The following is a 15,452-nucleotide window of genomic DNA, read 5'->3' as shown; positions in this document are numbered from 1 at the left end:
CTTACGCCGCGGATTTGGCGGTGTCTGCCTCCAAATCCTTCTTCAACAGCCACAAGAGCAAGGCGGTTACGGCCATCCCCGCTGCCAAGGCCAGGACGAACATCCCCAGATTGCCGACGGCATTAGGGATCGGCAGGACGAAGATACCGCCATGGGGTGCGCGTAAGGTGCTCCCCAGGCCCATAGCCAATGCGCCTGTCACTGCAGAGCCGGCGACACAAGCCGGAATCACACGGAAGGGATCTGCTGCGGCAAAGGGAATCGCTCCTTCGGTGATAAAGGAGAGTCCCAGGATACCGGCTGCTTTGCCCGCTTCCCGCTCCTCCCGGTTAAACTTGCGCTTGGCCGCCAGGGTGGCCAGCCAGATGCCCAGGGGCGGAGTCATACCCGCCGCCATGACGGCGGCCATCGGACCGTAGATCTCGCTTCCCAGCAGCCCGACACCAAAGGTGTAGGCCGCCTTGTTGACGGGGCCGCCCATATCGACAGCCATCATCGCTCCCAGCAGAAGTCCCATCAGGGCAGCGTTGCCTGTGCCCAAACTTTGCAGCCAGCCGGTCATGGCGTCCATAACCCCTTTGATCGGGGTTCCGATCACGTACAACATCAACAATCCAACCGCCAGCGTCGCCAACAGCGGAATGATCAAAATCGGCTTCAACCCTTCCAAGTTTCGGGGCAAACGAATATGGTCTTTCATCCAACGGGCCAAATAACCGGCGAGAAAACCAGCGATAATCCCACCGAGGAAACCGGCCCCGGTATGGGAAGCCAGCATTCCGCCGACCAATCCGGGGGCCAGCCCTGCCTTGTCGGCGATGGAGAAAGCAATGAACCCGGCCAACACCGGCACCATGAGAGCGAAAGCACTTCCACCGCCGATCAGCATCAGATTGGCGGCCAGAGAGCCCTCTTCTTCGGCGGCGTTAATGCCAAAGGTGAAAGAGAGGGCGATGATCAGGCCCCCGGCCACCACCAAGGGAATCATGAATGAGACTCCGTTCATCAAGTGTTTGTAAAAACCGACGCGGGATTCTTTTTTCACTTGGGGGATGGGATCGGAATCATCCTTCTCCTCTTTAGCCTCAACCGGTGACGCTTTTTGCTCCAACGCTTCCTCGATCAATCGCTCCCCTTCTTTGATGGCTTCCCGCAAGGCCACCCGCAAGACCGGTTTACCGGCAAACCGCTCCTCTTCAGCATCCACGTCGGATGAAAGGATAATAGCATGGGCCTCGCGTATGTCCTCATCGGTTAAGCGGTTTTCCACTCCGGTCGCCCCGCGGGTCTCCACTTTGATCTCGATACCTTTGGCTTTTGCCGCCTTCTGCAGGGATTCGGCCGCCATATAGGTGTGGGCGATCCCTGTCGGACAACCGGTCACCGCGATCAACTTCTTCATCACAAACCCTCCTTTTTGTTTCTCCTTTTCCGTTCATCGGTCCCACCGTTGCAATGCCACCCGTTTAACCCAGCGATTCACCTCCTCAAAAGTACCGAACTGGGTACCCGGTTTGGATGCGGCAAGGGCTCCGGCAGCGGTAGCCCAGCGGGCAATTTCCTCCGGGGACATGGAACGGGACAATCCCCAAACGAGCCCCGCTACCATCGCATCACCGGCACCGACGGGGTGGGCGTCGGCAACCGCCGGCGGCCGGCTTCGGTAAATCCCCTCTTCTGTCACAAACCATGCGCCGTCGGCACCAAGGGAAACCACCACCCATTCCACTCCCTTTCGCAACCAGCCGCAGGCGGCTTCCAACAGATCGTCGTCCCCTCGGATCGGCTTTCCCAGCCAACCTTCCAACTCGTCACGGTTGGGCTTTACTACAGTCGGAACCGCTTTCAGGCCCTCCTGCAGCGCTTCCCCGGACGTATCCAATACCACCGGTTTGTCCCGGGAACGGGCTTCGCGGATCAAATGATAATACCAATCTGACGGGGATCCAGGTGGGAGGCTGCCGGAAAGAACCACCCAGGAAGTCATTTTCAGCCATGATCGATATTGTTCCATCAATCGATCCATCTCGCTTGCTCCCACAGTAAAACCCGGTTCATTCAAGTCGGTAACCCGGCCCGCTTTCGACTCCATGATCTTGAGATTGGTACGAGTCTCTCCCTCCACCTCCACAAAAGAGGCGGGAATACCCCGATCCTGCAGACGACTGATCAGTGTGCCTCTGTCTTGTTTGCCGATCCAGCCTGCAGCCAACGAATCGCCTCCCCACAACGTCAACGCGCGGGCCACATTGATTCCTTTTCCGCCGGGGTCCACACGGACCGATTGTGCCCGGTTTACCTCCCCCCGTGTCAGCGCAGGCAAGGTGATCATTTTATCCAGTGCCGGGTTTAATGTAACCGTTAATATATGCACAGCATCACTCACGCCAAAATCACCTCCACCCCGTGCTCCTCAATGGCCCTTACCGTCTCCTTCGATGCTCCCGTATCCGTCACCAGACGATGGACCGCCTGGACCGGCGCCACGCGGGCAAAGGACATCTGTCCCAGTTTGCTGGAATCACAGAGCAGCACCACCTCCCTCGCCGACCGGATCATCCATTGTTTCATCCGTGCTTCCATCAGGTTGGGGGTGGTAAGCCCCCGTTCCGGATGGACTCCGTTCATACCCAGAAACAGACGGTCTACATGTATCGATTGCAACACCTGTTCCGCAAACGGCCCCACCAGGGACTGCGTCCCCGGACGTACCGTCCCGCCCGTGCTGATCAGTTCGAGGCTTTCCACAGACGAAAGCGTTTGCAAAACAGGGTTGGAGTTGGTTACCACCTTCACTCCCGGGATAGGAGGCAACAACCGGGCCAAAGCCAGAACTGTGGTTCCCGAATCCAAGAACAGTGTCTCACCGGATTGAATCATCGCTGCCGCTTTCTGAACAATCCGTTCCTTTTCCCCGGCAAAAGAGGACTCTTTTTCCAGCATGCTGGGCTCAAACGCTGTATCCGGTCGATTGGACAACGCTCCCCCATGTGTCCGGCGCAACAACCCTTCTTGCTCCAGTTCCTTCAGGTCCCGCCGGATCGTCACCTCCGACACACCGAACGCCTCACTCAACTCTCCCACGGAAGCACGATCCTGTTGCTCAATATAGTGCAGAATCTGATGTTTTCTCTCTTCAGCAAACATGGATCTGATCACTCTCTTTTCGTTTTTCATTCATTTATGATTATATATGATCGATTACGATCATACAAGAAACCACTTCTTCCCTTCGTCACAACGATCCGCTTGAAATCAACGGTTGAAATTGCTATGATCAGCAAAGTGATTACCTCTAGGAAGGGTTAAAAAACCATGAAGCGACCGATTATCATCGGAGTCGCCGGCGGGAGTGGTTCCGGTAAAACCACTGTCGCCCGCAATATCTGCGAACGCTTTTCCGACTCCGTCGCCCTGATTGAGCAAGATGCTTATTATAAAGACCAAGCCCATCTTCCTCTGGAAGAACGGGTCAAGACGAACTATGACCACCCGCTGGCTTTCGACAATGAGCTATTGATTCAGCATCTGCATCAACTGCTTCGACGGGAACCGATCGAAAAGCCAGTGTACGATTACTCCTTGCATACCCGTGCACCCAAAAGGGTGACCATCCACCCCAAGGATGTCATCATTATGGAAGGGATTCTGATCCTGGAAGACGAAGGACTGCGGGAAATGATGGACATCAAGGTCTTCGTCGACACAGATGCCGATGTCCGCATCTTACGCCGGTTGGAACGGGACATGAAAACGCGGGGGCGTAGCCTCGACTCCGTCATACAGCAGTATCTCACCGTCGTCCGTCCTATGCATCAGCAGTTTATTGAACCCAGCAAGCGATACGCCGATCTGATCATTCCCGAAGGGGGCTACAACCAGGTGGCGGTCGATCTCTTGGTCAACCAGATTCGGACCATCGTTTCCCAAAATGCCCGCCCTTTCCATTAACGCTCGTTTTCCCAGGGAGATTCTCCATAGGATTGGATTGTTGCCCCCTGTTACCGGGATGGCTCAACCGATTCAGCTGCCTCCTCTTTTCCGGGTTCCTCGCCCTGCTCCATTTCACTCCCGTTTGGCTGTGGGTCATCCTGCTCGCATGGGTCGTCCTGGCCTATTGGGATAGAGGAATCGTACGCGTATCCAACCGCAAGGAGGACGGGGCATGTTCCTATCCGACAGCCGGGTAGAAAAATGGGTTACACCTAACCTGCCAGATTCCACACACCAGCTTGTTTAAGTGAACCAAAAAACACCGGTGATAAATCCGGTGTTTTTCAAATTCCGATTATTTGTCCATCCTGCGGACCGTTTCATACACTTTCAAACGTGCCACCACCGCTCGGAGCAGGGAAAGGTCGGTATCCGGTCCGGTCAGGTCAAGCAGGGATCCATGAAGATGGTCCACTTCAACGGCAGTTCCCTTTTCCATATCCCGCAGCATGGAGGATTTCATCGATGGTTCCAGTTCCACCAGTGTTCGCCAAACCTCCTCCCTGAGTGACGGCACCAGCTCCGGTTCCCGAACAGAGGCTGCGGTGACAATATCAGAAAACAACCGGGAGAGACTCGCCAACCCTGACGCAGTTTCTCTCACCGGTCCGATCGCGCTTCCCATCAAACTGGTAATTCCGCTGAAGGTGGCGATAAACAAGTATTTTTTCCATACCTCCCGGCGAATGTCGTCCGAGCGTCGCACCTCTGCCCGGACCCCGGCAAATGTCTCGTCTAGGCGGTGCAGCCATTTTTGCTGTCCATCGGTCAGTGCTCCATAGAATAGATCGTGACGCTCACTGTATTGTTCCACCTCACCCTGGGCGTTTAAGGTGGTTTCGATAAAACACAATCCGCCCAGAACCCGTTCTTCCCCGAAGACTTCCCGCAGACGATCCAGATGGATGACGCCGTTGAGCAAAGGCAGGATCCGCGTCTCTTCGCCGATATAAGGTTCCAAGTCCCTGATTGACGCCTCCAGGTAATACGCTTTTACCGCCAGCAGCACCAGATCAAACGGGTCGGCCGCTTCACCGGAAACGACAGTGGAAACCGCTTCCCGCCAATCGCCGTGAACGCTGCGGATGACCAGCCCTCGTTCTTTTAGTTCCTGCCGGCGGCGCTCCCGTACCAAAAATGTGACATCCCTTCCCGCCTCAGCCAAACGCCCGCCAAAATATCCGCCAACGGCACCGGCTCCCACCACCAATATTCGCATCTTTCACCCTCCCGTCCGGGTCGATTTTCTTCATCAGTATAATACAGAAAAAAACAGAAAGCCCACCGGTTAATCGGCGGGCAACCCCCTTTACTAGAGCGGCTCCGTGTCTTAGCGCATCTGGGTCTTCTGATAACGCTGAAATCGTTTTCCCAATATGTGAAGACGGCCCTTCAACGAATCTTCCCATTCCTTATCGCCCAGTGTCTTGGCCACTCCCATCAAATCCAGTGCCATATCGATCTGCTCCCGTAACACCGCCTCCGGATGACCATCCTGAAAGCTGGTGCAACATTCTTTCCATTCGGCGATCATGTCCGGCTCGATGGTGTCGATCAAGTTGACTTCCCGCGCTCCGTCCCCCTGTGCGTATTCCAGCATCAGCTGAAATTCGTCCTCCACGGCGTGATGAACCTCCACATGGTGGCACACCGGGCAGAACAGCAGGGGAACATTGTGAACCAACGTCGAACCCTGTCGTAACGTTCCGACTGCTCCTACCATTGTGGCACCGCAGCAAAAGCCCATGTCTCCCCCGCCACCTCTCATCCGATTTGCGATCAATCAGCGGAATTATTGGATTTGTGTGATAGCTTATGGGTATTGTACCACAAGATGCGTTTCAGACAACCACTCAATTTACCTATCTGATTCCGTCGATTTTTGTCTTATCCCTTTGTCGAATTGCCTGAACACCGCATTCTGTCAATGAAAAAACCCCTGATTGTTCAATCAGGGGCGCCGTTACGGACGATCGACGGTTTTTAGTCGGTAGATACCATTGCTTCGTATTTGTCCGCTTCCATCAGCTTGTCCAGATCGGAGGAATCGGTCATCTCCACCACGATCATCCATCCGCTTTCGTAGGGAGCTTCATTGACGTTTTCCGGGGAGTCTTCCAGTTCTCCGTTCACTTCCACCACTTTTCCGCTGACCGGCGCATACAGTTCGGAAACCGTTTTGACGGATTCTACACTCCCGAACGGTTCGTTGACCTCCAGTTCATCGCCCACTTCCGGCAGTTCCACGAAAACGATATCCCCCAGTTCAGACTGGGCAAAGTCGGTAATACCGATCCGGACTTTGTTGCCCCCTTCTTGTTTCACCCACTCGTGCTCATCACTGTAACGCAATTCCTTAGGCAGGTTCATCCGTCATCCCTCCGATTACTCGTTGATTCCCAAGACGCGCTTGAGAGGTTTCTCCATCATTTTCAGGGCTTTTTCGCCAGCGGAACGGTGGCGCAATTGACCTTCCTCATCAAATAGATAAAATGCGGGAACAAACTGGTTTTCAAACGCATCCACGATACGGTGCTGGTTATCAATCGCCTGGGGATGGGTCATTTCGTACTTTTCGATGGTTTCCTTGACGGGTCCGATCTGGGTATCCTTTTCGGAACGGGGCATATGGATGCCGATCACCCGTAAACCCTTATCCCGGTTTTCATCCCGGATCTTCAGCACTTCCGGCATGTTCTCTTTGCACAGACCGCAGCTGATGGACCAGAAGTGGACCAGAACCGGCTTTCCTTTCAGCTCTTCGTTGTTCACTTCGCCGTTCACCCATTCCGTCGCCCCTTTCAACTCAGGCATGGGTGTACGCAGACGCAGTGCCATGAAGCATTCCTCCTCCTTCCACCACGCAAACTCCAAAATCTAAGGCGTTTATTAAACAATGCGTTCTCAAGAAAAATTGAAGATCCGATAGACTCTAGTACTACAGTTGCATTTGTGCGAAGCGAGTATAGGAGCGTGGGTTGGTCGGGCTGGTGGGCTGTCTTCGATCTCTTGCAAAAAGCGCAAAGGATCGCAGCCATCCCACCACCCTCCCTTCTCACATCTGCGCTGCTCTTATCAGTACAACTGTAGTACTAGGGCGAGTCTGGTCATTCAATTTTCCGTGAGAAAAAGGGAGGGTCGGGTTGGCTTTTGGTTCGCCTTTGTACCCACAGAGCACAAGTCTCGCCATGGTCACTTTGTTCCCGTGTCTCGCTATGCGCTTTTTGCAACGAAACGAAGACAGCCATACCGGCCCGGAATCTCGCTCCTACGGATTGTTCAGACACGCCCTAGTATGTGTTGGTAAAAATCGCTTATCCATTGTGTCAAAAAAGGGCCTAACGGCAAGTTAGGCCCTTGTTGTTATCCCTGTCCGCTCAAAGGGTTTGCTGGCCCGGTTTCCAGTCGGAGGGGCACAGGCCGCCGGTCTGCAGCGCTTGCAGCACGCGCAGGGTTTCATCCACGCTGCGGCCGATGTTGTTGTCGGTTACCACTTGGTAGCGCACAATCCCCTCGGGGTCGATGATAAACAGACCGCGCAGGGCGATGCCTTCATCCTCCAGCAGCACACCGTAATCGCGGCTGACTTGGTGGGTCGTGTCGGCGCCCAGCGGATACTTGATGTCGCCCAGTCCGTTTTCATCCCGGGGAGTCTTGATCCAAGCCCGGTGGGAGAATTTGCTGTCGGTGCTGACTCCGATGATCTCCGTATCCAGATCTTCAAACTCTTCATAGCGGTCACTCAGGGCCGTGATTTCCGTCGGGCATACGAAGGTGAAATCCAGGGGATAGAAGAAAAGAACCAGCCATTTCCCCTCGTAGTCGGAAAGCTTCACTTTTTCGTCCAGCGTTTCGAGATTTTTCGTGCTCTCCATTTCGAAATCCGGTGCAGGTAATCCAACCAAACGAGTTGCCATCTTTTCCGTTCCTCCTTGAAATAGGGTCCATTACCCTTTTTGTTCAAAGAACCGGTTAAACAAACCCGTTAACCGGTTTGACCCAACTATAAAATAACACTTGTGACATAGAAGTCAACATTATTTTGGACTGCTTACAAGTTGGGAATGATTCTAATTCCGGATTGTCAGGGTTTGTTCACCCCTTGTTCGATCTTGTGGAAGAAGGAAAATTCGTCCTGTTTGTCAAAACTTTTACGTCGGGTCCATCGGACCTTTATATTCGTTCTTTACTATAAAAAGCACCAATCGGGATAAGGGGAGAAAGCCATGAGAATCAAATGGGGACATCTGTTTCTGATTGTTTTGTTGTGTACCGCCTGTCTGCTTGGACCGGTAACCTCCGTGGAAGCCGCCCAGGGACCGAATGCGGTGGATCTGAAAATCCTCGCCCTCAACGATTTGCATGGTCAATTAAATGTGAGCCAGCAAATTGAAGGCCAGGAAGCGGGACGAGCCGATTATTTGGCCGCCTACATAAAAGAGCGGGAGAAGAATCACAAACATGTGTGGAAAGTGCATCAAGGGGACATGGTGGGAGCCAGCGCCCCTATTTCATCCCTGTTGCAGGACGAGCCCACCATTGAAGTCCTAAACAAACTGAAATTTGATGTGGGCACCGTCGGCAACCACGAATTTGACGAAGGCGTCGATGAAATGTTCCGCCTGATCTACGGTGGAACTCACGAAAAAACCGGCTATTTCAAGGGAGCCAATTTCCCTTATACCGTTGCCAACGTGGTGTGGAAAGATTCCGGGAAGACCATCCTCCCCTCCCATCACATTAAGCGGGTCCAAGGAATCCCGGTCGGGTTTATCGGCGTTGTTACCAAAAGCACCCCCAGCATCGTGATGCCCGAAGGTGTCAAAGATGTCGAGTTCCTGGACGAAACGGAATCGATCAACCGTGAAGTGAAAAAGTTGAAGAAAAAGGGTGTCAAAGCGATCATCGTCCTCGCCCATGAAGGAGGCACCCAGAACACGGCCACCGGTGAGATGACAGGCCCCATCGTCGACATCGCCAAAGGGGTGGATGAGGAAGTGGACCTCATCCTGGCCGGCCATTCTCACCGTTATCTGAACGGCACTGTTGACGGCAAGCTGATCGTTCAGGCATACAGCAGCGGCACCGCCTTTGCCGAAGTGGACCTGAAACTGGATAAACGCACCCGGGACATCACACACAAAGAAGCGGAAGTGGTGACCACCTTCCACTCCGGTATGAAACCGGACCGCCGGATCGCCCGGATGGTCGCCAAATATGAAGAAATCGTTGCGCCGATCATCAATGAGGAGATTGCGCAAGCCGGCCAAACGATCTCCCGTGAGCCCAATGAAGCCGGCGAATCCGCATTGGGCAATCTGGTAGCGGATGCTCAACGTCAGCGGATGGATACGGATTTCGCCTTTATGAACCCCGGCGGGATCCGGGCAGATATCCGGGAGGGGACCGTTACCTGGGGAGACTTGTACAACGTGCAGCCGTTCGGTAACGAATTGGTAACCATGACGTTGACTGGTGACCAGATTAAACGCCTCCTGGAACAGCAGTGGCAGGACGGGCGCACCCGTTTTCTCCAGATTTCTGGCCTTACTTACACCTGGGACCCTTCCCGTTCCCATGGGGATCGCGTCCTTGACATCCGGAAAGCGGACGGCACAGTCGTGGAAGCGGACACCGCCTATACCGTGACCGCCAACCGTTTCATCGCCACCGGCGGGGACGGCTTCACCGTTTTCACCGAAGCCACCGACCAAGTGGTGGGACCGGTCGATCTACAAGCGCTGATCGATTATATCCGTCAGCTCCCCCAGCCGTTCTCTTACGAAATCGAAGGGCGGATCACGCGGATCAACCCATCATAACAGGGAAGCCGGAGGCATGTTTGCCTTCGGCTTTTTGTGACAAAGAAAACATTCCCCTCATGCTTTACACTAATCTACAGCGTTTAGGGCGTGTCCGATAAATCCGTAGTGCCAGATCCCAGGTCGGTACGGCTGTCTTCGTTTCGTTGCAAAAAGGGCATAGCGAGACCGGGAACGAAGCGACCAAGGCGAGACTTGTGCTCTGTGAGTACAAAGGCGAACCAAAAGCCAACCCGACCCTCCCTTCTACTCAGGGAAGATTGAATGACCAGACAGGCCCCTAGTTGGTGTAACCCATATCGAGGGGGAACATGCCAGCGGAAGTATAGCCAAAGCGATCACATTGGAGATCCAAAGAGACAAAGGGCTACATTAACCACCACCTGAAATAAATCCCAATGAAATGACCCTCCGCTGTCTACCGTCCAGGAACAGCGGGGGGTCTTCTTTACGTCAAGGGACGAATACACGCAGGTTCATCGTTTTTGGGGGAATTAACCAAGCGATCCACCGGATAGAACGCCATCTTTTCCGAATCGAAGGGTTCCAAGAGCGGGGTTAATAGGGCCGGATCCTGTATCTGGGAGTCCAGCCACATCGATTCTTCCGCCGGATGTAAAATCACCGGCATGCGATCGTGTACCTCGGCCATTTTTTCGTTGGGACGGGTGGTGATGATGGTGAAGGATTGAATCACCGAGCCCTCGGCATCTTCCCAGCGGTCCCACAAACCGGCAAAGGCGAACAATGCCTCTTTCTTCAGGATGATACGCAGCGGGTGCTTCGCGCCGTCCGGCCCTCGGGTCCATTCGAAAAATCCATCGGCCGGGATTAAGCACCGTGCCTGTTTCAAGGAACGGCGAAAAGCGGGTTTGGTGGCCACCGTTTCACCGCGGGCATTGATCAAACGGTTCCCAATGGAGTGATCCTTCGCCCAGTGCGGAATCAACCCCCACCGCATCGGCACCAGTTCCCGGGTGCAGCCATCTTCTTTTTCCTTCACGACGGGCAGCATCTGCGTGGGTGCCGCATTAAATCGGGGAGTGTGCTCCCAATCTCCCGCCATTTCCGCTTGGAATCGCTCCAGGATCTCACCGAGACCGACGGTAAGCGTAAAACGTCCGCACATGCTGGATCCCCGCTTTCAATGGTTTCCAATCTATTTCCCTATTTTGTTCATTCTCTCCTGCCGGTCAACTTTTTGTATGGGGAACGACAGGAGCAGCACAGTGCACATCCACTAGGGAAACCCGGCGGGAGGACAAAGCCGTTGACAGGGTCGGCTCCAACTGTGATGGTTCTTCCACCCGAAATCCTTCTGCTCCAAAGGCTTCCGCCATACGGACAAAATCGGGGTTGTGCAATTGGCTGCCCAGTGTGGATAAACCGGCTGCCAACATCCGGTTTTGCTCCATCGCAAACGTTCCGTTGTTCATCAGGACAATGGTGAGGGGGATGTCATATCCAACGGCTGTGGCCAGATCCGTCAATGTCATGCCGAAGCCGCCGTCCCCCACCAAAGCCACCACCTGCCGATGCGGCTGAGAGAGTCCGGCTGCCATGGCGGCCGGCAAACCGAAACCCAAGGTGCGCCACCGGCCCGAAAGGAGAATCTCCTGTGCTTGTGCCTGAAAGATGCGGCTAAACCACAAGACATGATCCCCCACATCCAGAGCGATGATCGCATCCGGAGCCACACAGCGGCTGAGTGCGGCCATCACCCGTTGCGGGGCGATGGGCGTATCGTTTTGAGCAGCCTCCGCTTCCACCCGACTTTTCCACTGTTGTCGCAGAGACTGAACCCGCTTTTGCCAAGCCTGATTGGGAGCGTGGGTATATCCATCGGTCAGATTGGTCAATACATCGGTCATCTCTCCTACTAAAGGCACCTCCACTGGCCTCGTCAAACCAATGGAATCCGGTACCGCGTCCACTTGGATGATCGGAATGGACGCCGGAACATAATCTTCCGGCCACCAGGTGGCACCAAGAACCAAACACAGATCCGCCTCTTTCAACAAATCCGAAGCGATATCGCTTCCCGCCTGCCCCAATCCGCCGACAAACAAAGGATGGTTATTGGGCACATAAGGCCGGGCCGGCAGGGTCGTGATGATGGGGGCTTGCAGGGCTTCTGCGAGACGCAATAACTCAGCCTGAGATTCTTTGACGCCACGGCCTGCTAGAATGATCGGGAATTGAGACTCTTGAATCTGTGTTTGTGCCAGAGCGAGCGAGGATGGATCCACCGGAGGATTGGAACGGTCGGGTGCTGGCGGGAAGAGTGGACTGTCCACCGGTTCCCGCCACAAATCCTTGGGAATGGCGAGATGGGCGACCCCACCTTGTGACAGCGCCTTTTTCATGGCCAGATTCAATTGAATCGGCAACCCGGCCGCATCGGCAACCAACGAAGAGTAAACGGCCAAGGGTGTGATCAACTGCTGTTGATCGATATCCTGTTTGGCCCCGGTTCCGATATCCTTTCTGGCCACTTGTCCGGTAATAACCAGAACCGGTGCCCGATCCTGGGCGGCATCACCCAGACCATTCAGCAACAGTCCGATACCGGGTCCGCTGGTGGCAGTGCAGACGGCCAACCGGCCCGTCCATTTGGCCTCAGCGGAAGCCATTAAGGAAGCCGTCATCTCCAATCGGCAACCGATATAACGAATCCGATCCTGCCGGGCCAAGGCATCCATCCAAACCAACGTGGCATCACCCGTTACTCCGTAAATCGTTCGCACTCCCCAAGCCGCCAATTGCTCCACCACAAAATCGGCCGCTGTCCTTGTTATAACAGGGGATTGGATCATATCGCTTCCTCCTCCTTCCAGAGATAGTCTGTGTCACCTCCCCCGACACTCATTCGTCTTCAAAGAAGACCGTTGAAGTACAAGCACTTTTCTTCTATAGTGGTAGGGAACAAACCGAAACGATTCTGATTGAAGGAGTGTCCATGATGTCTGTTGAACAACATCGACGAGAAGCCCCTGATACCGTCTCCTGTATGATTGTCACCGTGTCGGACACCCGCACGCCGGAGACGGACAAAAGCGGTCAGCTGATGCGGAATCTGCTGGAGGAAGCCGATTATCACGTAGTGGATTATCATATCGTACCGGATGAAATGGAAACCATCCAGTCTCTGATTCGTCAGGGAGCAGACCGTGACGAGGTAGAAGCCATCCTCCTTAACGGCGGAACCGGTATCGCCAAGCGAGATACGACGGTGGAAGCGGTACGAGAGCTTTTGGACAAAGAGATGCCCGGATTTGGTGAACTTTTCCGATATCTGAGCTTCACCGAAGATATCGGCCCTGCCGCCATTTTGAGTCGTGCCGTGGCTGGGGTATACCGCGACACCGCCGTCTTCTCCGTTCCTGGTTCCAGTGGAGCCGTCCGACTGGCCATGACCCGGTTGATCATCCCGGAGCTTACCCATGTGAAACGCGAGATCGACAAGGATCTCCGGTGACAAGAAAAAAACCGGCCTTCACGGCCGGTGGTGGGCTTCTTCGCTCTTCGAAACCTCTACAGGACTACCCCCACACTTTATCAAAGGTTTGCTCGTTGAAGCCCACCGTCACGTTTGTTCCATCGGTGACGATGGGCCGTTTGATCAGCATGCCGTCGGAAGCCAGCAGTTCCAGCTTCTCGCGGTCGTCCATTTCCTTCAGCTTCTCTTTTAGATTGAGTTCACGGTACTTTTTGCCGCTGGTATTGAAAAACTTCTGCAAAGGCAGTCCGCTCTGTTCCACCAACCGGGTCAGCTCTTCCCTCGTCGGAGGCTCGTTTACCATGTGGCGGGCTTCATAGGCGATGCCCTTTGCCTCCAAATATTTTTTCGCCTTGCGGCATGTCCCGCAGCGCGGATATTCATACATCCGTAATGCCATTGGCTTTATGCCTCCTTCGTTGCGATTTGCCATATCCCCTTCAGTATAACCCAATGGTAAGTACCCCGACAGCTTCACCACTTTTAGCAACCATAAAAAAAGAACCCTCTCCAGCCGGTTGAAAAAAACCGTCAGGCAGGGTTCGTGATCACGATAGCAACCCTATCAGTCCCGCCGACAGCCTCATCGTTCCCGTCAACGAAATACTTGGCCGCCCCGCTTATATTCCACATCGTCCACTTGATCCCGTACATTGGCTGCACGGGCGATGGCGAAGAAAAAATCGGAGAGGCGATTCAAGTAGCGGCGAACCTCGTCATTGGTCTCCTGCTCCTTGGCCAGACTCACCACTCGGCGTTCCGCCCGACGGGTGAGGACGCGGCAGACGTGAAGGGCGGAGGAAACCGGGGAACCGCCTGGCAGAACGAACCGTTGAATTTCAGGAGCCTCTCCGTCATAACGATCGATCCACTGTTCCAGTCGATCCACCATCCCTGCCGTCACCTTGTATTGCCGTTTTCGCCCCGCTTGAGCCAGGTCCCCGCCGGCATCGAACAGTTCATGCTGGACCTCGGTCAAATCCCGAATCATATCGGCATGCCGCTCCGGATCCATCCGGATGATGGCTTCACCGACAAAGGCGTTCACCTCGTCCGTCGTGCCGTAAGCCTCCACCCGTACATCGTCTTTGTCGACCCGCCCCCCCACGACACTGGTCTGGCCGGCGTCACCTGTTCTTGTGTAAATGCGCATCTGTCTTCCTCCCATTCTCGGTTATTTCAATCCGATACGCGGGTGTCCGGACCGGATGTGAATGCTTCTGTTCCGTGACGGAAAAAAAGCCCTTTATCGGCTCTAGCCCGACAGGATCCGATGATTTTCGACCGGTTGAAGCATGGATTTTTAAGGGGGACGGTTGCGCCGAAACCTCCAGCTGGAAAGGAAGCTTCTCTCCTTGCGGCTGAAGAAGCACCTGGGGAACACCGCTGACGGGATGGTTCGTGATAATCGGCTTCACCCCGTATACTTCATCGATCCAGGAAGCGCGCAGCACGTCCGGGGGAGTTCCCTCCATCACAACGGCTCCCTCTTTCATCAACAGCAAGCGATCACAATACTGAGCGGCCAGGTTCAGATCGTGGAACACCACCAAAACCGCCAATCCGCACTCCCGTCGCCAGCGCTGGATGCGATCCAGGATGGAAAGCTGATGGGCGATATCCAGGAACGTGGTCGGTTCGTCCAGCAACAGGCAGGCGGGTTCCTGGGCCATGGCCTTGGCAATGGCCACCCGTTGCCGTTCACCTCCACTGAGCAGGTGGACGGGACGGTGGCGCCGGGCGGTTAGTCCGGTCTGTTCCAACACCCGGTCTACCGTCTCATGGTCATCGCGAACCGTCCATGGCCATATGCCCTGATGCGGATGGCGTCCCATCGCCACCACTTCTTCCACGGTGAACGAAATCGGCGGCAACCCTTCCTGTGGAAGCACAGCCATCTGCCGCGCGCGTTCCCGCTGGTTCCAGGCGGCCATGTCTTTCCCCTGGAAACGGACTTTTCCCCCATCCGGCTCCTCCTCTCCGCACAAAAGCCGGACCAGAGTCGTTTTGCCGCAACCATTGGGCCCAATCACTCCCACCATTTCCCCTTTGTCCAGCATTAGGTTTACGTCCCGGAGTACCTGACGCCCGTTGCGCTTTTTACTCACCCTGATCGCTTCCAACATATTCATCCCCCC

General features: G+C 54.8%; 17 protein-coding genes. 4 read left to right on the top strand and 13 right to left on the bottom strand.

Features of this window, described 5'->3' with window-relative positions:
• Window position 1 precedes the first annotated feature (1 nt).
• The 3 genes from JOE21_RS09365 to JOE21_RS09355 are packed head-to-tail and all read right to left on the bottom strand — an operon-like array spanning window position 2 to window position 3,159.
• Window positions 2–1,402, bottom strand: a complete 1,401-nt coding sequence (locus JOE21_RS09365) for a PTS fructose transporter subunit IIC (protein ID WP_309865178.1) — start codon at window positions 1,400–1,402, stop codon at window positions 2–4.
• Window positions 1,403–1,435: 33 nt separating this feature from the next.
• Window positions 1,436–2,386, bottom strand: coding sequence for a 1-phosphofructokinase (pfkB, locus tag JOE21_RS09360; RefSeq protein ID WP_309865175.1), 951 nt, complete (start codon window positions 2,384–2,386; stop codon window positions 1,436–1,438).
• On the bottom strand, window positions 2,383–3,159 hold the full coding sequence (locus JOE21_RS09355; RefSeq protein WP_309865173.1) for a DeoR/GlpR family DNA-binding transcription regulator: 777 nt from the start codon (window positions 3,157–3,159) through the stop codon (window positions 2,383–2,385). Before JOE21_RS09355 ends, pfkB begins: the two co-directional genes overlap by 4 nt.
• A gap of 156 nt (window positions 3,160–3,315) precedes the next feature.
• Here JOE21_RS09355 and udk point away from each other — a divergent pair, with 156 nt between their 5' ends.
• Together udk and JOE21_RS09345 are read left to right on the top strand one after the other, a co-directional pair.
• Window positions 3,316–3,951 carry a uridine kinase gene (udk, locus tag JOE21_RS09350; protein ID WP_309865171.1) on the top strand — a complete coding sequence of 212 codons (636 nt, stop codon included), beginning with the start codon at window positions 3,316–3,318 and terminating at the stop codon, window positions 3,949–3,951.
• A gap of 32 nt (window positions 3,952–3,983) precedes the next feature.
• Window positions 3,984–4,190 (top strand): hypothetical protein, encoded by a 207-nt coding sequence (locus JOE21_RS09345; protein ID WP_309865168.1) that lies wholly within the window; start codon window positions 3,984–3,986, stop codon window positions 4,188–4,190.
• A 98-nt stretch (window positions 4,191–4,288) separates the two neighbouring features.
• On the opposite strand, the gene JOE21_RS09340 is transcribed toward JOE21_RS09345, so the two are convergent.
• The 5 genes from JOE21_RS09340 to JOE21_RS09320 form a co-directional block, all read right to left on the bottom strand.
• Window positions 4,289–5,212 (bottom strand): ketopantoate reductase family protein, encoded by a 924-nt coding sequence (locus tag JOE21_RS09340; protein ID WP_309865166.1) that lies wholly within the window; start codon window positions 5,210–5,212, stop codon window positions 4,289–4,291.
• Window positions 5,213–5,323: 111 nt separating this feature from the next.
• On the bottom strand, window positions 5,324–5,740 hold the full coding sequence (locus JOE21_RS09335) for a hypothetical protein (protein ID WP_309865163.1): 417 nt from the start codon (window positions 5,738–5,740) through the stop codon (window positions 5,324–5,326).
• Window positions 5,741–5,976: 236 nt separating this feature from the next.
• Window positions 5,977–6,363 carry a glycine cleavage system protein GcvH gene (gene gcvH / locus JOE21_RS09330; protein ID WP_309865160.1) on the bottom strand — a complete coding sequence of 129 codons (387 nt, stop codon included), beginning with the start codon at window positions 6,361–6,363 and terminating at the stop codon, window positions 5,977–5,979.
• Window positions 6,364–6,378: 15 nt separating this feature from the next.
• Window positions 6,379–6,831, bottom strand: a complete 453-nt coding sequence (locus JOE21_RS09325) for a redoxin domain-containing protein (RefSeq protein ID WP_309865158.1) — start codon at window positions 6,829–6,831, stop codon at window positions 6,379–6,381.
• 539 nt (window positions 6,832–7,370) lie between these two features.
• Window positions 7,371–7,910 carry a peroxiredoxin gene (locus JOE21_RS09320; protein WP_309865156.1) on the bottom strand — a complete coding sequence of 180 codons (540 nt, stop codon included), beginning with the start codon at window positions 7,908–7,910 and terminating at the stop codon, window positions 7,371–7,373.
• A 309-nt stretch (window positions 7,911–8,219) separates the two neighbouring features.
• On the opposite strand from JOE21_RS09320, the gene JOE21_RS09315 reads away from it, so the two are divergent.
• Complete coding sequence (locus JOE21_RS09315) at window positions 8,220–9,815, top strand: bifunctional metallophosphatase/5'-nucleotidase (RefSeq protein ID WP_309865154.1); 1,596 nt, start codon at window positions 8,220–8,222, stop codon at window positions 9,813–9,815.
• A gap of 448 nt (window positions 9,816–10,263) precedes the next feature.
• Here the strand turns inward: JOE21_RS09315 and JOE21_RS09310 are convergent, their stop codons facing one another.
• The gene (locus JOE21_RS09310; RefSeq protein WP_309865152.1) at window positions 10,264–10,944 is read right to left on the bottom strand and encodes an SOS response-associated peptidase; all 681 of its coding nucleotides are present in this window, start codon (window positions 10,942–10,944) and stop codon (window positions 10,264–10,266) included.
• Between the two features lie 64 nt (window positions 10,945–11,008).
• The gene (locus JOE21_RS09305) at window positions 11,009–12,631 is read right to left on the bottom strand and encodes a thiamine pyrophosphate-binding protein (protein ID WP_309865148.1); all 1,623 of its coding nucleotides are present in this window, start codon (window positions 12,629–12,631) and stop codon (window positions 11,009–11,011) included.
• A gap of 146 nt (window positions 12,632–12,777) precedes the next feature.
• Between JOE21_RS09305 and JOE21_RS09300 the strand changes: the two genes are divergently transcribed.
• Window positions 12,778–13,293, top strand: coding sequence for a MogA/MoaB family molybdenum cofactor biosynthesis protein (locus JOE21_RS09300; protein WP_309865145.1), 516 nt, complete (start codon window positions 12,778–12,780; stop codon window positions 13,291–13,293).
• 64 nt (window positions 13,294–13,357) lie between these two features.
• Here JOE21_RS09300 and JOE21_RS09295 read toward each other — a convergent pair whose 3' ends face one another.
• The 3 genes from JOE21_RS09295 to JOE21_RS09285 form a co-directional block, all read right to left on the bottom strand.
• Window positions 13,358–13,714 carry an arsenate reductase family protein gene (locus tag JOE21_RS09295; RefSeq protein ID WP_309865142.1) on the bottom strand — a complete coding sequence of 119 codons (357 nt, stop codon included), beginning with the start codon at window positions 13,712–13,714 and terminating at the stop codon, window positions 13,358–13,360.
• A gap of 195 nt (window positions 13,715–13,909) precedes the next feature.
• Window positions 13,910–14,467, bottom strand: a complete 558-nt coding sequence (locus JOE21_RS09290) for a cob(I)yrinic acid a,c-diamide adenosyltransferase (protein WP_309865139.1) — start codon at window positions 14,465–14,467, stop codon at window positions 13,910–13,912.
• Window positions 14,442–15,440, bottom strand: coding sequence for a heme ABC transporter ATP-binding protein (locus JOE21_RS09285; RefSeq protein WP_309865136.1), 999 nt, complete (start codon window positions 15,438–15,440; stop codon window positions 14,442–14,444). The genes JOE21_RS09290 and JOE21_RS09285 overlap by 26 nt, the downstream gene beginning before the upstream one ends.
• Window positions 15,441–15,452: the final 12 nt, after the last annotated feature.

Origin of the sequence: Desmospora profundinema, assembly GCF_031454155.1 — a bacterium.
In the GTDB taxonomy this organism is placed as follows: Bacteria; Bacillota; Bacilli; order Thermoactinomycetales; family DSM-45169; genus Desmospora; species Desmospora profundinema.
The sequence above is the reverse complement of the archived record's forward strand: the minus strand, read 5'-3'. Positions and strand labels throughout refer to the sequence as shown.

Bases quoted from the DNA above. Each gene is read 5' to 3' on its own strand.
- JOE21_RS09325 (WP_309865158.1), bottom strand. From the start codon at position 6,831: ATGGCACTGCGTCTGCGTACACCCATGCCTGAGTTGAAAGGGGCGACG.
- udk (WP_309865171.1), top strand. From the start codon at position 3,316: ATGAAGCGACCGATTATCATCGGAGTCGCCGGCGGGAGTGGTTCCGGT.
- JOE21_RS09305 (WP_309865148.1), bottom strand. From the start codon at position 12,631: ATGATCCAATCCCCTGTTATAACAAGGACAGCGGCCGATTTTGTGGTG.
- JOE21_RS09300 (WP_309865145.1), top strand. From the start codon at position 12,778: ATGTCTGTTGAACAACATCGACGAGAAGCCCCTGATACCGTCTCCTGT.
- JOE21_RS09295 (WP_309865142.1), bottom strand. From the start codon at position 13,714: ATGGCATTACGGATGTATGAATATCCGCGCTGCGGGACATGCCGCAAG.
- gcvH (WP_309865160.1), bottom strand. From the start codon at position 6,363: ATGAACCTGCCTAAGGAATTGCGTTACAGTGATGAGCACGAGTGGGTG.
- JOE21_RS09290 (WP_309865139.1), bottom strand. From the start codon at position 14,467: ATGCGCATTTACACAAGAACAGGTGACGCCGGCCAGACCAGTGTCGTG.
- JOE21_RS09335 (WP_309865163.1), bottom strand. From the start codon at position 5,740: ATGGGCTTTTGCTGCGGTGCCACAATGGTAGGAGCAGTCGGAACGTTA.
- JOE21_RS09315 (WP_309865154.1), top strand. From the start codon at position 8,220: ATGAGAATCAAATGGGGACATCTGTTTCTGATTGTTTTGTTGTGTACC.
- JOE21_RS09310 (WP_309865152.1), bottom strand. From the start codon at position 10,944: ATGTGCGGACGTTTTACGCTTACCGTCGGTCTCGGTGAGATCCTGGAG.
- JOE21_RS09320 (WP_309865156.1), bottom strand. From the start codon at position 7,910: ATGGCAACTCGTTTGGTTGGATTACCTGCACCGGATTTCGAAATGGAG.
- JOE21_RS09340 (WP_309865166.1), bottom strand. From the start codon at position 5,212: ATGCGAATATTGGTGGTGGGAGCCGGTGCCGTTGGCGGATATTTTGGC.
- JOE21_RS09365 (WP_309865178.1), bottom strand. From the start codon at position 1,402: ATGAAGAAGTTGATCGCGGTGACCGGTTGTCCGACAGGGATCGCCCAC.
- JOE21_RS09285 (WP_309865136.1), bottom strand. From the start codon at position 15,440: ATGTTGGAAGCGATCAGGGTGAGTAAAAAGCGCAACGGGCGTCAGGTA.